This is a genomic window from Gilvibacter sp. (genome assembly GCF_013214815.1).
GTDB lineage: Bacteria > Bacteroidota > Bacteroidia > Flavobacteriales > Flavobacteriaceae > Gilvibacter.
This window is the reverse complement of sequence record NZ_JABSPU010000017.1, coordinates 1-16,111: the sequence shown is the minus strand read 5'-3', so window position 1 is coordinate 16,111 and position 16,111 is coordinate 1. Positions and strand designations below refer to the sequence as shown.

The 16,111-nt window shown below is 44.0% G+C and carries 20 protein-coding genes; 18 read left to right on the top strand and 2 right to left on the bottom strand.

The window, feature by feature from the left end:
• Positions 1-292: 292 nt before the first annotated feature.
• Positions 293-970 (bottom strand): hypothetical protein, encoded by a 678-nt coding sequence (locus HRT75_RS05625; protein ID WP_291183641.1) that lies wholly within the window; start codon positions 968-970, stop codon positions 293-295.
• Between the two features lie 135 nt (positions 971-1,105).
• Here HRT75_RS05625 and HRT75_RS05620 point away from each other — a divergent pair, with 135 nt between their 5' ends.
• From HRT75_RS05620 to HRT75_RS05535, 18 genes are all read left to right on the top strand, one after another.
• Complete coding sequence (locus tag HRT75_RS05620) at positions 1,106-1,744, top strand: Crp/Fnr family transcriptional regulator (RefSeq protein ID WP_291183638.1); 639 nt, start codon at positions 1,106-1,108, stop codon at positions 1,742-1,744.
• Positions 1,745-1,799: 55 nt separating this feature from the next.
• Positions 1,800-2,600, top strand: coding sequence for a sulfite exporter TauE/SafE family protein (locus HRT75_RS05615; RefSeq protein WP_291183635.1), 801 nt, complete (start codon positions 1,800-1,802; stop codon positions 2,598-2,600).
• A 127-nt stretch (positions 2,601-2,727) separates the two neighbouring features.
• Positions 2,728-4,143, top strand: coding sequence for an MBL fold metallo-hydrolase (locus tag HRT75_RS05610; protein WP_291183632.1), 1,416 nt, complete (start codon positions 2,728-2,730; stop codon positions 4,141-4,143).
• Positions 4,144-4,318: 175 nt separating this feature from the next.
• On the top strand, positions 4,319-4,816 hold the full coding sequence (locus HRT75_RS05605; RefSeq protein WP_291183629.1) for a YeeE/YedE thiosulfate transporter family protein: 498 nt from the start codon (positions 4,319-4,321) through the stop codon (positions 4,814-4,816).
• Position 4,817: 1 nt separating this feature from the next.
• Entirely contained in the window at positions 4,818-5,231 is a 414-nt protein-coding gene (locus HRT75_RS05600; protein WP_291183627.1) for a DUF6691 family protein, read from the top strand.
• Positions 5,232-5,273: 42 nt separating this feature from the next.
• Entirely contained in the window at positions 5,274-6,023 is a 750-nt protein-coding gene (locus HRT75_RS05595; RefSeq protein ID WP_291183624.1) for a DUF481 domain-containing protein, read from the top strand.
• Positions 6,024-6,163: 140 nt separating this feature from the next.
• Positions 6,164-6,499, top strand: coding sequence for an arsenosugar biosynthesis-associated peroxidase-like protein (locus HRT75_RS05590; protein ID WP_291183621.1), 336 nt, complete (start codon positions 6,164-6,166; stop codon positions 6,497-6,499).
• Positions 6,500-6,510: 11 nt separating this feature from the next.
• Positions 6,511-7,566 (top strand): arsenosugar biosynthesis radical SAM (seleno)protein ArsS, encoded by a 1,056-nt coding sequence (gene arsS / locus HRT75_RS05585; protein WP_291183619.1) that lies wholly within the window; start codon positions 6,511-6,513, stop codon positions 7,564-7,566.
• Complete coding sequence (locus HRT75_RS05580; protein WP_291183617.1) at positions 7,566-8,066, top strand: rhodanese-like domain-containing protein; 501 nt, start codon at positions 7,566-7,568, stop codon at positions 8,064-8,066. Before arsS ends, HRT75_RS05580 begins: the two co-directional genes overlap by 1 nt.
• Positions 8,059-8,673 (top strand): TIGR04282 family arsenosugar biosynthesis glycosyltransferase, encoded by a 615-nt coding sequence (locus HRT75_RS05575; protein ID WP_291183614.1) that lies wholly within the window; start codon positions 8,059-8,061, stop codon positions 8,671-8,673. Before HRT75_RS05580 ends, HRT75_RS05575 begins: the two co-directional genes overlap by 8 nt.
• The gene (locus HRT75_RS05570; RefSeq protein WP_291183612.1) at positions 8,670-9,482 is read left to right on the top strand and encodes a purine-nucleoside phosphorylase; all 813 of its coding nucleotides are present in this window, start codon (positions 8,670-8,672) and stop codon (positions 9,480-9,482) included. Before HRT75_RS05575 ends, HRT75_RS05570 begins: the two co-directional genes overlap by 4 nt.
• Before the next feature lie 223 nt (positions 9,483-9,705).
• Positions 9,706-10,674, top strand: a complete 969-nt coding sequence (gene arsM / locus HRT75_RS05565; protein ID WP_291183609.1) for an arsenosugar biosynthesis arsenite methyltransferase ArsM — start codon at positions 9,706-9,708, stop codon at positions 10,672-10,674.
• Positions 10,675-10,684: 10 nt separating this feature from the next.
• The gene (locus tag HRT75_RS05560) at positions 10,685-11,494 is read left to right on the top strand and encodes a DUF547 domain-containing protein (protein ID WP_291183606.1); all 810 of its coding nucleotides are present in this window, start codon (positions 10,685-10,687) and stop codon (positions 11,492-11,494) included.
• Complete coding sequence (locus tag HRT75_RS05555; protein WP_291183603.1) at positions 11,484-12,212, top strand: TIGR04283 family arsenosugar biosynthesis glycosyltransferase; 729 nt, start codon at positions 11,484-11,486, stop codon at positions 12,210-12,212. Before HRT75_RS05560 ends, HRT75_RS05555 begins: the two co-directional genes overlap by 11 nt.
• Before the next feature lie 24 nt (positions 12,213-12,236).
• The gene (locus HRT75_RS05550; protein ID WP_291183600.1) at positions 12,237-13,343 is read left to right on the top strand and encodes an AraC family transcriptional regulator; all 1,107 of its coding nucleotides are present in this window, start codon (positions 12,237-12,239) and stop codon (positions 13,341-13,343) included.
• Positions 13,344-13,497: 154 nt separating this feature from the next.
• Complete coding sequence (locus HRT75_RS05545; RefSeq protein WP_291183597.1) at positions 13,498-13,890, top strand: hypothetical protein; 393 nt, start codon at positions 13,498-13,500, stop codon at positions 13,888-13,890.
• Entirely contained in the window at positions 13,890-14,378 is a 489-nt protein-coding gene (locus HRT75_RS05540) for a hypothetical protein (RefSeq protein WP_291183594.1), read from the top strand. The genes HRT75_RS05545 and HRT75_RS05540 overlap by 1 nt, the downstream gene beginning before the upstream one ends.
• Before the next feature lie 11 nt (positions 14,379-14,389).
• Positions 14,390-14,959 (top strand): YceI family protein, encoded by a 570-nt coding sequence (locus HRT75_RS05535; RefSeq protein ID WP_291183591.1) that lies wholly within the window; start codon positions 14,390-14,392, stop codon positions 14,957-14,959.
• Here HRT75_RS05535 and HRT75_RS05530 read toward each other — a convergent pair.
• A partial coding sequence (locus HRT75_RS05530) for an outer membrane protein assembly factor (protein WP_291183588.1) occupies positions 14,956-16,111 on the bottom strand: 1,156 nt, incomplete at its 5' end. The two genes, HRT75_RS05535 and HRT75_RS05530, sit on opposite strands and share 4 nt — an antisense overlap.

The following is a 16,111-nucleotide window of genomic DNA, read 5'->3' as shown; positions in this document are numbered from 1 at the left end:
CCCGCGCTAGGGATAGCAGCGAAAACCCCGCAGCGAGCCTGCGAGCGAGGAGTTGTAGCGAATAGCGCGGTCGTGTAGTGAACTGGTTCTACTACACGAGGCGCCCCAAAATATAAAACAATCTGGCTTGCCGCTTACGCGGGTGCTTCGGCCCAATGTCCACAGGACATTGGGTTTTGCAAAAGCAAAACTACTCCTCACCAACACCTCGATACAATTTTCATTTCATGAAAATCACTCGATGACCGTAAGCTATACCGAACAAAGTGAAGGGAGTGCCCAAAAAACAAATTTACTCCCTCAACGCCCTAGCCACGCTACGCGCATAACCGTTAGCTACATCAGCAGCGCTGTCTGGGTCTTGTAAACTTGAGGTCACTTGCCCAATTAATTGTTGCTTGGCCGGCTTTTCCAGATCAAAAACGAGAGTTTCCACTACATAGGTTACGGAACGCTCTTCATTGATACTAGGTTCCACATAGTTTCCAGAATAACGAACTGTTGGCGCAGAATTCGGGTGGTTGTAGTAATTGTAGAACGTATATAGGTAAGGATCTATGGAACTGGAATAAGTCGCTCCAGCATAATATCCACCTTCTTTTTTGATATTCACCGTTTGCTTCTTATCCTTCAATACTGTGATCACCACAGCCTCAAAACCTTTATCGCGGATCATCTGCTTGGCCGCTTCAATCTCAGCTTCACTGAGTTGCTTGTTGGGCTTGAGGTCTTCCATAAAGTCATAACTCACCATACCTTTCATTTTGTTGTTGCGCAACTCTCTCAGCATGGCATCTTCAAATGCTTTGCGGACGGTTGGATTATCAGTACGAGCGATCACTAAAAAATTCTTCGATTTGACATCTCCAGCGTCTGTAGCCTTCCAGCTTTCCAATACCTTAGTAGAAGAACATCCAGAAATAAGCAGGGCCAAAATGGGCAGCACAATTAGGTTTTTCAATTTGGTCATGGTGTAAATTGTTTTGTTTGAATGGTTAAGCTACAAAAATACTCCTAATAATCCTCAGGCGCAATGATTGCGTATTAACCCACCACCCCGATAGGATTTAAATCCGCATAAGAATGTACCTTAGTGCTAGCAAAAATGGAAGAATTACTCATTGATTTATACGGCGGGCAGTTTGAGCGCGAACTCCTCGCAGAGATCGCAGCAGTTGGAATCTATAAAGACATTCCTGCCGATACGATCTTGATGGATTTTGGTCAATACGTCAAATCCATGCCGCTCCTGCTGCAAGGGGCTATTAAGATCATGCGCGAAGATCAGCAAGGCGATGAGCTCCTGCTGTACTTTTTGGAAAAAGGCGACACTTGCGCCATGACCTTGAGCTGTTGCATGGGTGCCACGAAGAGTGAGATCAGAGCGGTTACAGAAACAGACACCCAATTGATATTAATCCCCGTCCAACACATGGAAAGTTGGTTAGGAAAATACAAAAGTTGGCGGGGATTTGTCATGGACAGTTATCATGACAGAATGATGGAAATGCTGGATGCCATAGACTCCATTGCCTTTATGAATCTGGAAGACCGGGTGATGAAGCTTTTGCAAGAGAAAGCCCAAATCGTTCAGAACAATGAGGTGTATAACACGCACAAAGAATTAGCGCAAGAACTGCACACCTCGCGTGTGGTGATCTCTAGAATTCTCAAAAAGCTCGAAAACGAAGGCCGTATCAGCCTGCACAGAAGTCACATCACTTTAATTGGAACTGATGTGTGACTTTAGTTACCAAATCTCGGCTACAGCCGATCTAATTTTGCCCTGTTAATCAATAATGGAACTCGTGGAGATTTTAGGGTATATGGCAGCCTTAGTGGTTGGTTTGGTTTTAGGTCTGGTAGGCGGTGGCGGATCCATCCTCACGGTGCCCGTTATGGTATATTTATTGGGCTACAATCCAATTCTAGCGACTGCATACTCCCTATTTGTAGTTGGGGTCTCTGCCTTGGTGGGAGCTTTTAGAAATATGCAAAAAGGCTTGGTAGATTTTAGGACCGCTATTGTTTTTGCGGTTCCTGCCTTTATCGCGGTTTACGCAACGCGCAAGTACATCATCCCTGCAATTCCCGATACCTTGACCACTGTAGGGGAATTTGTAGTCACCAAGGACATTGCCATAATGATCTTCTTTGCTGTGATCATGCTTTTGGCTTCGTTTTCAATGATTCGTTCTAAGAAAGGCGACCCTGATGAAAATGAGCAGGTGCAATACAACTATCCGCTCATTGTGATTGAAGGTTTGGCTGTGGGTGTTTTAACCGGATTGGTTGGAGCTGGTGGTGGATTTTTGATCATTCCCGCACTCGTTCTGCTTGCAAAGCTGCCTATGAAAAAAGCGGTGGCCACTTCCCTATTGATCATCGCGATTAAATCTTTAATAGGTTTTATTGGCGATGTTGAGAATTTACAGATCGATTGGGGCTTTCTGCTCTCCTTTACTGCGGTATCTGTGATCGGGATCTTTTTGGGGATCTGGCTTGGAGGGTTCATTGACGGCAAAAAGCTCAAAAAAGCCTTCGGTTGGTTTGTACTGGGAATGGCTTTTTACATCATTTTTATGGAAATTTCTGCTTAAGACAACTCGTTTTTCTCCAATTTCACCACTTTTTCTAAAAAAAATAGGCTAAGGTAACATTGGTCACTTTTTAGCTCGATTCGCCGTCTTAATTTTGAACTATCAAACTCTTAAAACGTTCAAAACGATGCGAATAGAACAGATATATACCGGATGCTTAGCCCATGCAGCCTATTACCTAGAAGACCAAGGCGAGGCCGCTATCTTTGATCCTTTACGAGAAGTTGGTCCTTATATAAATCGGGCTAAGAAGGACAATGCACAGATCAAATACGTTTTTGAAACACATTTCCATGCAGACTTTGTGAGCGGGCATTTAGACCTTCAAAAGCAAACAGGTGCTGAGATAGTATTTGGTCCGTTAGCACTTCCGGGATATGAAGCAATACTAGCAAAAGACGGCCAAGAATTTAAGGTAGGACGCTATACCGTTCGCGTAATTCACACCCCGGGTCACACTTTAGAGAGTACTACTTACCTCTTGATAGATCAAAATGGGGAGATGCACGGCATCATCACCGGAGACACTTTGTTTATCGGAGATGTAGGCCGACCTGATCTGGCCCAGCATGTAGTTGCAGACCTTACAGAAGAAAAACTAGCAGCCTTGCTGTTTGATTCCCTCCGCAATAAAATCATGACACTGCCCGATCATTTGATCGTGTATCCGAATCACGGAGCCGGATCTGCTTGTGGTAAGATGATGAGCAAAGAGACTACGGATACTTTGGGGAATCAGAAAAAAGTAAACTACGCCCTAAGAGCAGACATGACCAAAGAGGAATTTATTGATGAATTGCTTACTGGTCTTACTACGCCTCCGGGATACTTTCCGCAGAATGTACTCATGAATCTCAAAGGATATGATTCCTTGGAAAACGTTATGCAACGTGCCGATAGACCCCTAGGGCCTGAAGCTTTTGAAGCTGCCGTCAATGAGACGGGTGCCTTGATGTTGGATGTTCGAAATCCAGAGGAATTTGCCAAAGGCTTTATTCCCAACAGCATCAACATTGGTCTCAACGGAAACTTTGCGCAATGGGTGGGAGAACTGATCCCAAGTGTAAAACAAGAGATTCTTTTGATTACAGAACCAGGCAAAGAAAGAGAAGCTATTACGCGACTGTCTCGTGTTGGTTATGATGGGGTTATTGGATATCTACTCGGTGGATTCCAGTATTGGAACAACTCAGAAAGAGAAGTTGACACCATTGGCCGAATCAATGCCAAGACCTTTGAAAACATGATGATCACTAACGGCATTGAACTCTTTGATGTGCGTAAAAGAAGTGAATTCAACTCCCAACACGTTTTGGAAGCCACCAACATTCCACTCAATGAATTGAACCAGCATTTGTCGAGCTTCCCCAAAGACAAACCGCTGGTTTTGCATTGCGCCGGAGGTTACAGAAGCATGATTGCGGCTTCCATACTCAAACAAAGAGGCTGGGAAAATATAACCGATGTACAAGGTGGTTTTGCAGCTATTAAGGAGACCACTGTGCCCTGCACAGATTATGTCTGCCCAACCACGCTCTTGTAGTTTTTTTAGTTGTTGCACGCCCGGGGTTTAGACTCCGGGCTTTTTTTCTTAAGTGTAACTCAAGTTACCGTAGTTCCCATATTGGCCTGCTAATTTTGGCAGAAATCCTACAGGTATGAACATATTGATGGAACCATAGCCCTGGTATATTTCGGGTATTTTGATCACCGGGGTCATGGCCCTGCTGTTATGGGGAAACAAGAGTTTTGGGGTTTCGGGAAACTTCAGAACGCTGTGTACCCTATGCGGCGCGAATCAAAAAGCTTCTTTTTTCAAATTTGACTGGAAGGCACAACGCTGGAACCTCTGGGTGATGGTTGGAACTATTTTGGGCGAATTCATTGGAGCCAACTTTTTGAGTGATGATACCGCAGTTTCGATTAGCGAATCTTCCGCAGCACAACTCCGACAAATTGGAGCCGTAGATGCAGGCAAGGCCTACTTACCAGAATTTCTTTTTGGAACCGAGGCACTAACAGAACCAAAATCTCTAACCTTATTGATCATTGGCGGATTCCTCGTTGGATTTGGAGCGCGTTATGCCGGCGGATGCACCTCCGGACATGCCATCTCTGGTCTGAGCAATTTACAATTGCCTTCACTGCTCGCTGTTATGGGCTTCTTTATTGGCGGTCTTGTCATGGTACATTTAATCTTTCCAATCCTTTTTTAAAATGCGCACGATCTATTTTTTAGCCGTCGGAATTCTATTGGGCATTACTTTGTTCAAGTCGGAAGCTGCTTCTTGGTTTAGGATCTACGAGATGTTCCAATTTGACTCCTTCCATATGTACGGGATCATCGGTACGGCAGTCGGACTTGGAGTACTTGTAGCGCAACTCATCAAACGCAAAAAGCTCAAAGGTTTCAACGGGGCTCAAATTCAAATCAACCCAAAAGAAAACAGACGCTACAGCTATCTTTTAGGAGGAATACTCTTTGGATTGGGTTGGGCCTTGGCCGGAGCTTGCCCAAGCCCTATGTTTACCCTTTTGGGCAGTGGTTATGCAAGCATGCTCGTGGTCATTGCAAGTGGTTTGTTGGGCACTTTTGTTTACGACTTAATCAGGGATAATCTCCCGCATTAAAAAAGTAGAATTTAGTACATTGGCAGCACCAACCAAACAATCATGAAAAAGCTGCTGATGCTTTTGTTGCTGTTCTCTTCCGCAGCACAAGCTCAAATTCTAAACGCTGAATCTTTAAGAAAAGTAACCGATACCTCAGGCTGGTCTGGTTCTGCGACCGTGAACTTTGCCTTGGTGAGAAACGTGAATGATATCATCAGTTTGGGGTCTGATGTACACGTGCAATACAAGACCGAGAAACACCTTTTCCTACTCAAAAACCAGATCGCATTTAGAAAACTCAATGATGACGATTTCTCCAATTTTGGAATTACCCACCTGCGCTATAATTATGTACTTTCTGACCGTTGGCGTTGGGAAGCCTTTGCTCAAGGGCAGTACAACCGCGTGGCTTTAATTGACTTTAGAGGACTTTTGGGAACTGGACCGCGCTACAAGATCTCCAGCTCAGAGGATTACAAATTCTATTTGGGAAATCTGGTGATGTTTGAATACGAGGAGGTAGCCGATGGCATCACGCCAAATCAGCGTGATGTGCGTTTGAGTTCTTATTTATCGTTCAGCCTCTTCCCCAATGACAATCTCAGTTTGGTCAGCACCACTTATTACCAACCGCAGTTGGATCAATGGTCAGATTTTAGGATCTCATCAGAATCCACCTTGCTGGTCAAAATGTTTAAAAATCTCAACTTAAATGTTACCTATGTGTTCATTTATGACGCCTTCCCAGCCATAGGAATTCCCAATTCGCAATACCGCTTCAGCACTGGGGTAACCTATACATTCGACTAGTAATGAGCGCCTTTCACCGAAAGGGCTAAAAAAGTCATAATTCTGCGTAAGCTATTCCCCCATAGCGAGACTACCTTTGTATCTTTACGAATTACAAAACCAGAACGAGCAAAATCTCGTATATAAAACAAAGAGAACTTATGGCAAATGCTTATTACGACCCTGCCGATCTGCGCAAATTTGGAAAGATCACCGAATGGAGTGAAGAACTCGGCACCAAATTCTTCGATTACTATGGAAAAGTCTTTGAAGAAGGCGCCTTGTCTGCCCGTGAGAAATCATTGATCGCGTTAGCCGTATCCCATGTGGTTAAATGTCCGTATTGCATTGACGCTTACACCAAAGACGGTTTGCAGCGCGGAATCACTAAGGAAGAAATGATGGAAGCGGTTCATGCTGGTGCTGCTATTGAGAGCGGAGCCACACTCGTTCACGGTGTTCAAATGATGAACAAATACAATAAATTGAGCATGTAGCTCATTGCTTTATGGCGACAAAATCCTTAAAGAAACGCGAAAGCGAATTGGCCAATGCCCAAAGGCAATTGGAACTTTTGTCCAACGGTATCTTTGCCGATGGAGAATTGCCCACTTTTGCCGATAAGATCAAAGGCGTCGGACATTTTCCTTTGCGTCCAAACAAATTGGAGATCCTGCAGATCAATGTTGGGTATATGTGTAATCAAGTGTGTGAGCACTGTCACGTAGATGCTGGCCCGGATCGGAAAGAGATCATGACCCGTGAGACCATGCAACAGTGTTTGGAGGTGATCCGCAATACAGGCGCCCACACTTTGGATCTGACTGGAGGTGCTCCTGAGATGAACCCAGACTTTAGATGGTTTGTAGAAGAAGCAGCTAAAGCAGGTATTAAGGATTTTATTGTTCGATCCAACCTAACGATCATCCGAGCCAATAAAAAGTACTACGACCTTCCGGATTTCTTTAAGAAACACAACATTCACGTGGTGTCATCCATGCCGCACTGGACGCGTGGCAAAACTGATAAGCAACGCGGAGACGGTGTTTTTGACAAATCCATTAAGGCTTTGCAGGAACTCAATGACCGCGGTTACGGAATGCCGGACAGTTCGTTGCGCTTAGATTTGGTATACAATCCTTCTGGAGCCTTCTTGCCCGGAGATCAGGCCAGTATGGAAAAAGATTTTAAAAAGGCTTTGATGGAAGATTTCGGAATTCAATTCCACAATCTGTTTGCCATTACCAATTTGCCGATCTCTCGCTTTTTGGATTATTTAATCGCTTCAGATAACTACGAGGACTATATGTATCAATTGGTAGAAGCTTTTAATCCAGCAGCTGTTGCTAATGTGATGTGTACCAACACGCTTTCCATAAGCTGGGACGGCTACCTTTATGATTGTGACTTCAATCAAATGTTAGGTTTGCCTGTAAATTCCAAGGTAAAGCACATCTCAGAGTACAATGAAGACCTTCTTCAAAACAGAAATATTGTGATCTCTCAACATTGCTACGGTTGTACTGCTGGTGCAGGAAGCAGTTGCCAGGGAACCGTTGCCTAATGAAAAGATTGCTGTTTTTATTACTGCTGATCAGTTCTTTGGCCTACAGCCAACAAAATTGGGATGCACTACTCCAAAAGTATAACGAGGATTCTGTGCCTTATATCACGGCCACCCAAACCGCGACTGCCTTAGCGTCGGGAAAAAAAGTGGTAGTGTTGGATGCGCGTGAAGCCGATGAGTACCGCACCAGTCATTTACCCAATGCCATTTTTGTGGGTTATGACGATTTTGAACTGAGCAAAGAGGCTAAAAAGTCATTGAAAGAAGCCGATCAAATCATCGTGTACTGTACTGTAGGTGTGCGATCCGAAGACATAGGCGCACTGCTGCTTCAAAAAGGATACACTCACGTTCAGAACCTCAAAGGCGGAATTCTCTCTTGGAAGAACAATGAATTCGAAGTCTACAATATGGATCGGCAACCCACGGAAGAAGTCCATGTCTACGGCCCGAGCTGGGGCAAATATTTAATTAAAGGAACCGCTGTACATGACTGATGCAGCTTTAATCATATTTACGCGCAATCCAGAATTGGGTAAATGCAAAACGCGTTTAGCGGCCACCATAGGTGATCAAAACGCTTTGGAGGTTTATCAATTTTTGTTGGATCATACGGTTTCTATTACCCAAGACTTGCCTTTTGACAAGTATGTTTTTTATTCTGAAAAAGTCCATCACAACGACCGTTGGGATGAGAACATCTACCAAAAAGAGATTCAAAGTGAAGGAGATCTAGGCCTAAAGATGCGCGCTGCCTTTGAGCAATTGTTTGCAAAAGGGTATAAGAAACTGGCCATTATAGGGAGCGATCTGTTTGACCTGCAGAGTCAAGATCTAATTGACGGCTTGGAGCTTTTAGACCAGTACGAAGCGGTAATTGGCCCTGCGCAGGACGGGGGTTATTACTTTTTAGGCATGACCCAACTCATCCCAGAAGTTTTTGAAAACAAAGAGGGGGGCACCGATACCGTATTGATGGACACCCTCACCGATTTATTGAATAAAAACTTCGGTAGTCTTCCAGTTCGCAATGATATTGACTATTTTGAGGACATTAAAGACAAAGCGGAATTCCAACGATTTATACCTGAACACTTGCAATGATAAACCTGATAGAACAAACCACTGATTATTTAAAAGGCAAAGGATTTGACAATCCGGAGATCGGAATCATTTTAGGAACTGGCTTAGAACGCTTGCCAGAACACGTCGAGATTAAAAAAGAGATCTCTTATAATTTGATCCCGAATTTCCCTACGGCTACCGTGGCTTTTCACAAAGGCAAACTTCTGTATGGAACCTTAGCAGGTAAACGCGTGATAATCATGCAAGGACGTTTTCACGTTTATGAGGGATATACGCTGCAGGATGTGACCTATGGTGTGCGTATCATGCATGCTTTGGGCATTAAGAAACTCTTGGTTTCTAACGCAGCCGGAGCCATCAACCTCAACTTTAAAAAGGGAGAATTGATGCTTATTGACGATCATATTAATCTGCAAGGAGGTTCGCCACTTGCTTTTAACGGCGTAGATCAATTAGGAGATCGGTTTGTAGATATGGCAGCACCTTACGACACTGCGATGAACGCAACTCTTGAAACTTTAGCCAAAGAGTCTGGGATTCAATTGCACAAAGGAGTTTACGCCAGCGTTGTTGGTCCGCAATTGGAGACGCGCGCAGAATATCGTTACCTCAAGATTATTGGAGCTGATGCTGTAGGTATGAGTACCGTTCCGGAGGTGATTGTGGCCAATCACTTGCGTTTGCCGGTAGTTGCAGTATCTGTATTGACGGACGAATGCGACCCAGACAATTTGCAGCCCGTTGATATCCCGGAGATCATCGCAATGGCAGAAAAAGCAGAACCGGATATGATCGCCTTATTCAAAGGCCTGATAGAATCACTTTAAAAAGAAATTTATCCTGAAGTAAGGAGAACAAAATTTAATCGACTTAAAAATGAACCGAATGAAACTTGAGAGATTCTAGCGAAAATGAGCAGTTTTTAGAATTGTAGAAAGCTTTTTTGACAATCATAGCAGCGCTACGTGAGGAAAAAAAGGTAAAGACAATCCTAAAAAACGCCATTTTTTAGCGAATTGAAAAAGTATCAGTCGGTTCAAAAACACCACTATGAGCTATTTAGAAACGACCCATGATGTATATAAAGAAGCAGCACTAACACCAGATGTAGGGCTGTGTTGTACCACCAATCCGATTTGGGAATTGCCTGGACTGAAGATCCCAAAGATCATGCAAGAGATGAACTACGGCTGCGGAAGCACGGTTCACGCTCGTGATCTGGTTAACGACCCTAAGATCCTTTACGTAGGCGTTGGTGGAGGTATGGAGCTGTTGCAGTTCAGCTATTTCTCGCGCCAAAAAGGCGGAGTGATCGGTGTGGATGTGGTGGACGAAATGTTGGAAGCCTCTAAGAAGAACTTTATTGAAGCAGAAGCTCAAAATCCTTGGTTTAAAAGTGAGTTTGTTGAGTTGCGTAAAGGTGACGCGATGAACCTCCCACTAGAAGACAACAGCGTGGACGTAGCGGCTCAGAATTGTCTGTTCAATATCTTTAAAGAAGACGATCTAAAACAAGCCATTGCAGAGATGTATCGCGTGCTAAAGCCACACGGACGTTTGGTCATGAGTGACCCGACTTGCGAGCAACCTATGAACGATACGCTGCGTAATGACGAGCGTTTACGTGCCCTTTGCTTGAGTGGAAGTCTACCGATATCAGAATATGTAAAAGCCTTGACTGATGCTGGTTTTGGAACTATAGAGATCAGAGCGCGTAAGCCTTATCGCATCTTGGATCCGAAGAACTATCCGACGGACGAGCTCATTTATATTGAAAGTATAGAAGTAGCTGCCATCAAAGACCCAATGCCAGAAGACGGCCCATGTGTCTTTACCGGAAAAGCCGCGATCTACTTTGGAGAAGAAGAATATTTGGATGACAAAAAAGGACACATCCTATTAAAGAATCAACCCATTGCCGTTTGTGATAAAACCGCTGGTAATTTGGCAGATCTAGGCCGTGATGATATTTACATCAGCGAGTCTACCTGGCATTACGACGGCGGCGGTTGTTGCTAATACAAATTCCATGAAAACCCTAAACCTACTTATTCGCTTTGCCTTAGTTGGCTTTGTGGCTTTGAGTCTGCATTCCTGTGGTCTGTTAGGAGCCGCTGGACTGAGCAAACAAGGGCTCTCCGCTAAGAAAGCTCCGGCAAATCTTACCGCTGCGAGCAATACCCCTTCTGAAATGTTGGACCACAGCAGTTGGACGACTTTGCTGCAGCGTCACGTGAATGAAGCCGGATTTGTAGATTATAAGAGTTTTCAAGAGGACAAAAAGGATTTAGATACTTACTGCGGTTATCTCTCCAGTTTTCAACCTGACGAGACCTGGTCTGTACAAGAGCAATTGGCTTACTATATCAACCTGTACAATGCTTATACCATCAAGTTGATCTTAGAAAATTACCCGACGGCAAGCATCAAAGACTTAGACGGGCCTTGGACCAAAGCTTTTGTACCCGTAGGTAACAAAAATCTTAGCCTTGGTGGCATAGAGAACAGTCTGCTGCGAAAGATGAACGAACCACGGATCCACTTTGCGATCAACTGTGCGTCATTTTCATGCCCAAAATTGCTCAATGAAGCTTTTACCGCTAATGAGATTGACGCCCAATTGAACCTGGTCACTCGTGATTTTATCAATTCTGAGCGCAACGAGATCTCGGAAAATCAGGCCAAAGTATCTCAGCTTTTCAATTGGTATGCAAAGGATTATTTAGCCAATGGAACCCCAAGTGTAAAAGAATTTATCAATCGATACAGCGATGTACAAATTACTCCAGAGACCACTTTGGAATTTTTGGAGTACAATTGGTCCCTGAATGAACAGTAAAACGCCCAAACTCAGTATAATTGTTCCCGTACTCAATGAGGCCGACCAACTCTATACCCTTTTACATCATCTGTATCAGCAAATGAACTTCCCCGAGCAGGCGGAGGTTCTTCTTATTGATGGCGGAAGTACTGACGGATCGGCTGAGGAATTTCATCGCTACCACAATCAGCACAAGGAGTTTAATATCCAATGGATAAATTCCTCCGAAAAAGGAAGAGCCGTTCAAATGAATTTAGGAGCTCAGAAGGCTGCTGGTGCAATATTCTACTTCTTACACGCAGACAGTTTGCCTCCTGTAGGATTTGATGCCCTAATTTATAAAGAGGTGGAACGAGACAACCAAGCGGGTTGTTTTAGAATGCGCTTTGATTCTTCCCATTGGTGGTTGCACTTGGCCGGATGGCTCACAAGACTCAATTGGAAGATCTGCCGCGGGGGAGATCAAAGCCAGTTCATTACCCGAGAGCTTTTTGAAAGCATAGGTGGTTTTGATGAATCCTACCGCATCTTTGAAGACAATATGCTTATTGAAGCCCTTTACAAACGTGGGCAATTCACGGTGATTCCCAAAACGCTGGTCACTTCTTGCCGTCGTTATGAAAAAACTGGAATTTGGAAACTGCAATACCATTTCTGGATGATCCAATTCAAACACCGCCGCGGCGCTGGACCAGAACACCTTTACGCCTACTATCAAAAACACCTTGCGAAATAGCCCAACTTCACTATCTTTAAAGAAGTGGAAGTTTGGGAAGTATTATTGGTCGTATTGCTCTGTGCAGGAGCTATTCAAGGCATAACCTTTTGGATCATTCTCTGGCGCAGTCAAGGACCACATGCCTTGGCCAATCGATTTTTGGCCGCAATCCTTTTCTTTTTCTCCTACCGACTCATTGTTGAGACCATGAAGATCTTTGAACTGGGACGCTATGACTTCTGGTATCATGTGCTCTTGGAATACAATTGGATCTACGGCCCACTGCTCTATTTGTTTGTGTTGAGTTATGTACGTCCAAAGTTCAAATTGGAACGCATTCACCTACTGCACTTCCTGCCTGTTATCATTGAAGTAATCTGGAGTTTCTTTATCAAAAGTCAAAACTTTTATTGGGATGGTACCCGAGAAAGTCTGAGCTGGCTAGGCTATTGGGGTTATGTAGTTTGGATGCACTATCCGACCATGTTCGTGATCTCTGCAACCTTGATCATTATTTATGCGCGCAAGTCCGTTAAGGTGCTCAATGAAGCTTTGAATGATCCTCAAATTCGAATAATCCCGGAACGCGTGGTTTGGATCAAGCGCGTGATTCAAGTGTTGCTCGTTTTTACCGCGCTCTATTTGATCGGTATTGGGATCGATTACTTCTTTTTCAGTTACAACAGCAATCTGTTTTATGGGCATCCAGTTTTTGTCGGGATGGCAGCCATTACTTATTGGATGGGGCTGGAAGGATTCTCCCGCCGCAATGAAGACGCCTTTAGAAGCAATGCCACGGTTTCTGACAAGAACTTGGATCAGCTGCAACAAGTAGCTGATAAAATCACCAAAGCCATGGAAGAGCAGCAGCTCTATAAAGATCCGGAGTTGAGTGTAAAAAAGCTGGCTGATCTTTTAGACACCAAATCCTATTTGATCACAAAAGCACTCAATGTAGTACTTAAAACCAAGTTCAGTGATTTTGTCAACGGCTATCGTATTGAAGCTGTAAAAACGCTTTTGTCCGACCCAAAAAACGAGCAATTCACGCTCTTGAGTTTGGCTTTTGATGCCGGATTTAACTCTAAAGCTTCATTTAATCGCGCGGTTAAAAAAATCACCGGAAAATCTCCTAGCGCCCTGAAATAGGGCTTTTTGAGGTCTCATTTTTCAAAATGACACTTTCAAATATCTGCTAATCAGGTCTCATTTCTCCAAACGAGACGATTGGCATCATTTCTTGCCGCATCTTTGGCTTGTCATTGCGAATCACCCATTGGCGATCGCTTAAAAACTTACTCTGATGAAAAACACATTCAAGACCCTCTTACTAATCTGCTTTTTAATTCCCTTAAGTGCCTGCGCACAGAACAACGTACAAACTCAAGAACTGATAGGTACTTGGAAACTCGATATGAGTCCGCAAGACACCACCGATGACAATTTTGCCATGATGCGTATTGAAAAGATCAAGGGCAACAGCTTTGAAGGCACCTTTTACAGAGAAGGGGTTAAATTGACTAACGGCCAACTGAACACCCAACTCGGGATTGTATACGGTGCACTGGTCTCTGGAGACAATAGCGGCTCGTACAATACAACTTTCTATCTCAAAGAAGGAAAACTTTACGGCACTACCCATGCAATTGACAGAAACTTTTTAGCCGTTTGGATCGCCACTAAAACCGAGAACTAATGAGAATCTTGCTGCACCTGATTCTATTGTTAACTACAGTGAGCTTTGCTCAAGTCAATTACGGCACCCCGCCCGAGGGGCTCATCCCAGAAGCCTTGAAAGGGATTCCACAAACTTTGGAAGTCATGCACTTTCCCAAAGAGAACCACCCGGTCAAGATTGATAATCGCTACTATTGGAAACACGCTACCGGAGTGATGAGCAATCAGGCTCCAGTAAAGATCATTGAATATGGAGCTTATCTGTATTACAACGACCAATGGAACCTCAGAAAGAAATACCCACTTAAAGAACTCAAAAAGAGCTTTGGGATCAAAGATCAAGAGTTGTTGCAAGGTCATCCTTATGTCTGGACAGACAACTGGCGCACCGATGACAGACTCTTTGGCGGATGGGCCATGTGGTATTTTATTGCAGAGACTGAGGATGGGCAGCGCGTTTGCGGTTACGCAACTATTCACACCACCGATCAATTATTAAACCCTTAAAAAAACTTGTTATGAAAGCTATTGTTTTACTATTCACTTTAATGTTGTTTCCTTTCTTCGGACTGGGACAAGAAACGCTCGAACTCAAAAACACCAAACCGCTAACCTGGCAGGGTAAAGCCGCCATGGGCAGCTATTCACCAGAAGGAACCTTGGATGTTGACAAGGCCATAATCACTATAGAAAACGATCAAATTACTGCCTTGACCGTGGCCGTTGACATGAAGAGTCTATCTCAAGAGAATAAAAAACTGCAAAGGCATTTGCGCGATGAAGATTTCTTTGATGTGAAGGTCTTTCCTCAAGCTGTTTTCACCCTTACGGCTCCGGTTGACCTCAACAATGGAAATTGTCAACTACAAGGCGTAATGTCTATTAAGAATAAAGCGGTTACTGAGGCGATTCCAGCTTGGATCAATATTACCGATAAACTAATCACCATAACTTTTGATGCCGAACTGGATCGTACGGCCTACGGTATTACCTATAACTCGCCGAGCATATTCACAAAGCTGAAAGATCAGGCCATCGCAGATGCCTTTAATTTGAAAGGGGTGTTGAGCTTTCCGAATCGATTCTAGAAGTACTGCCCAATTCCAAAGACAAATCCGCGGGTTGCCTTATCGGAGATCCCATAGCCGTAATCAATCCTGAAAATTGCGTTGAAGATTCTTTTGTGAATAAATCGCAAGCCCACACCCGGATAGATCCTAACATTCTGACTGTCGCCAAAATCACTGAGGTCTCCCCCAGGATTGCGCCAGCTTCCACTGTCGACAAAGACATTGCCTTGCAGCACAAACCAATCTTTGTCGACCAGGGTGTGACGATATTCGGTATTGAGCACAATCACTCCAGTACCGCGATCAATGATGTTCCCCACCCCGCGAATGTTCAAGTTGTTATCTACCGCAAAAGGCGCAAATGGTGATTCGTCATTACTGGCCAATCCCACACGCAAGCGGGAAGCCCAGTTTCCGCGTTTACCCACGCGTTTGTAATAGATAAAATCGTTCCAACCGATTACAAAATCTGGTAGGACAGGATCTGAACTCAATACGTACTGAAGATTAAGCATGCTGCGGAATCCTTCCAAATACTGAAAGTAGAAGTCTACGTTGCGGTATTCATAAATAGCCTTGAACAACAATTTATCTACGTCAAAATCTAAGGGAACTCCAGCCTGGGTTGCTCCTTCCACATAATCGTAATCTTCATTAAAGAAATTGATTCCGAATTGAGCGCTGTGGAAAAAATTGAATTGGTACAGCGCCAAGGCCTCAATAGAGGTATTGTTGTAGCGATAATCTGCATCGCCCTCGTCTAAAAATACCGGCTCTAAAGTGGTTATATCCCCAAAATTTACCGCCAAACCAAACTTACGCGAAAAGAGGTTGGGCGCCCTAAAATTCAATCCGAAGGAAGAAAAAATATCGTCTTGATAAAAACCACCTATGGTAATATTACGGCCTAAAAAATTATACTCATAAAGACCTACGCGATAAGCAAATTCATCATCATTGGTCGTGTAAACATTGAGCTGTGGAATGAGCGTAAAATTGTCTTGAACCCCGAAAACCACTTTAACTGTGCCGTCCTCTTTGGGATACACTTGGTAATAGGCGTGAGAAACTCCCGCTAGGCGAATCATAAAATTCACCACGCGTTCCAATTGGGCCGAGTCCAATTTCATCCCAGGACGTAGATCACCCAAGTTCTTTAAAAAAGCGGTC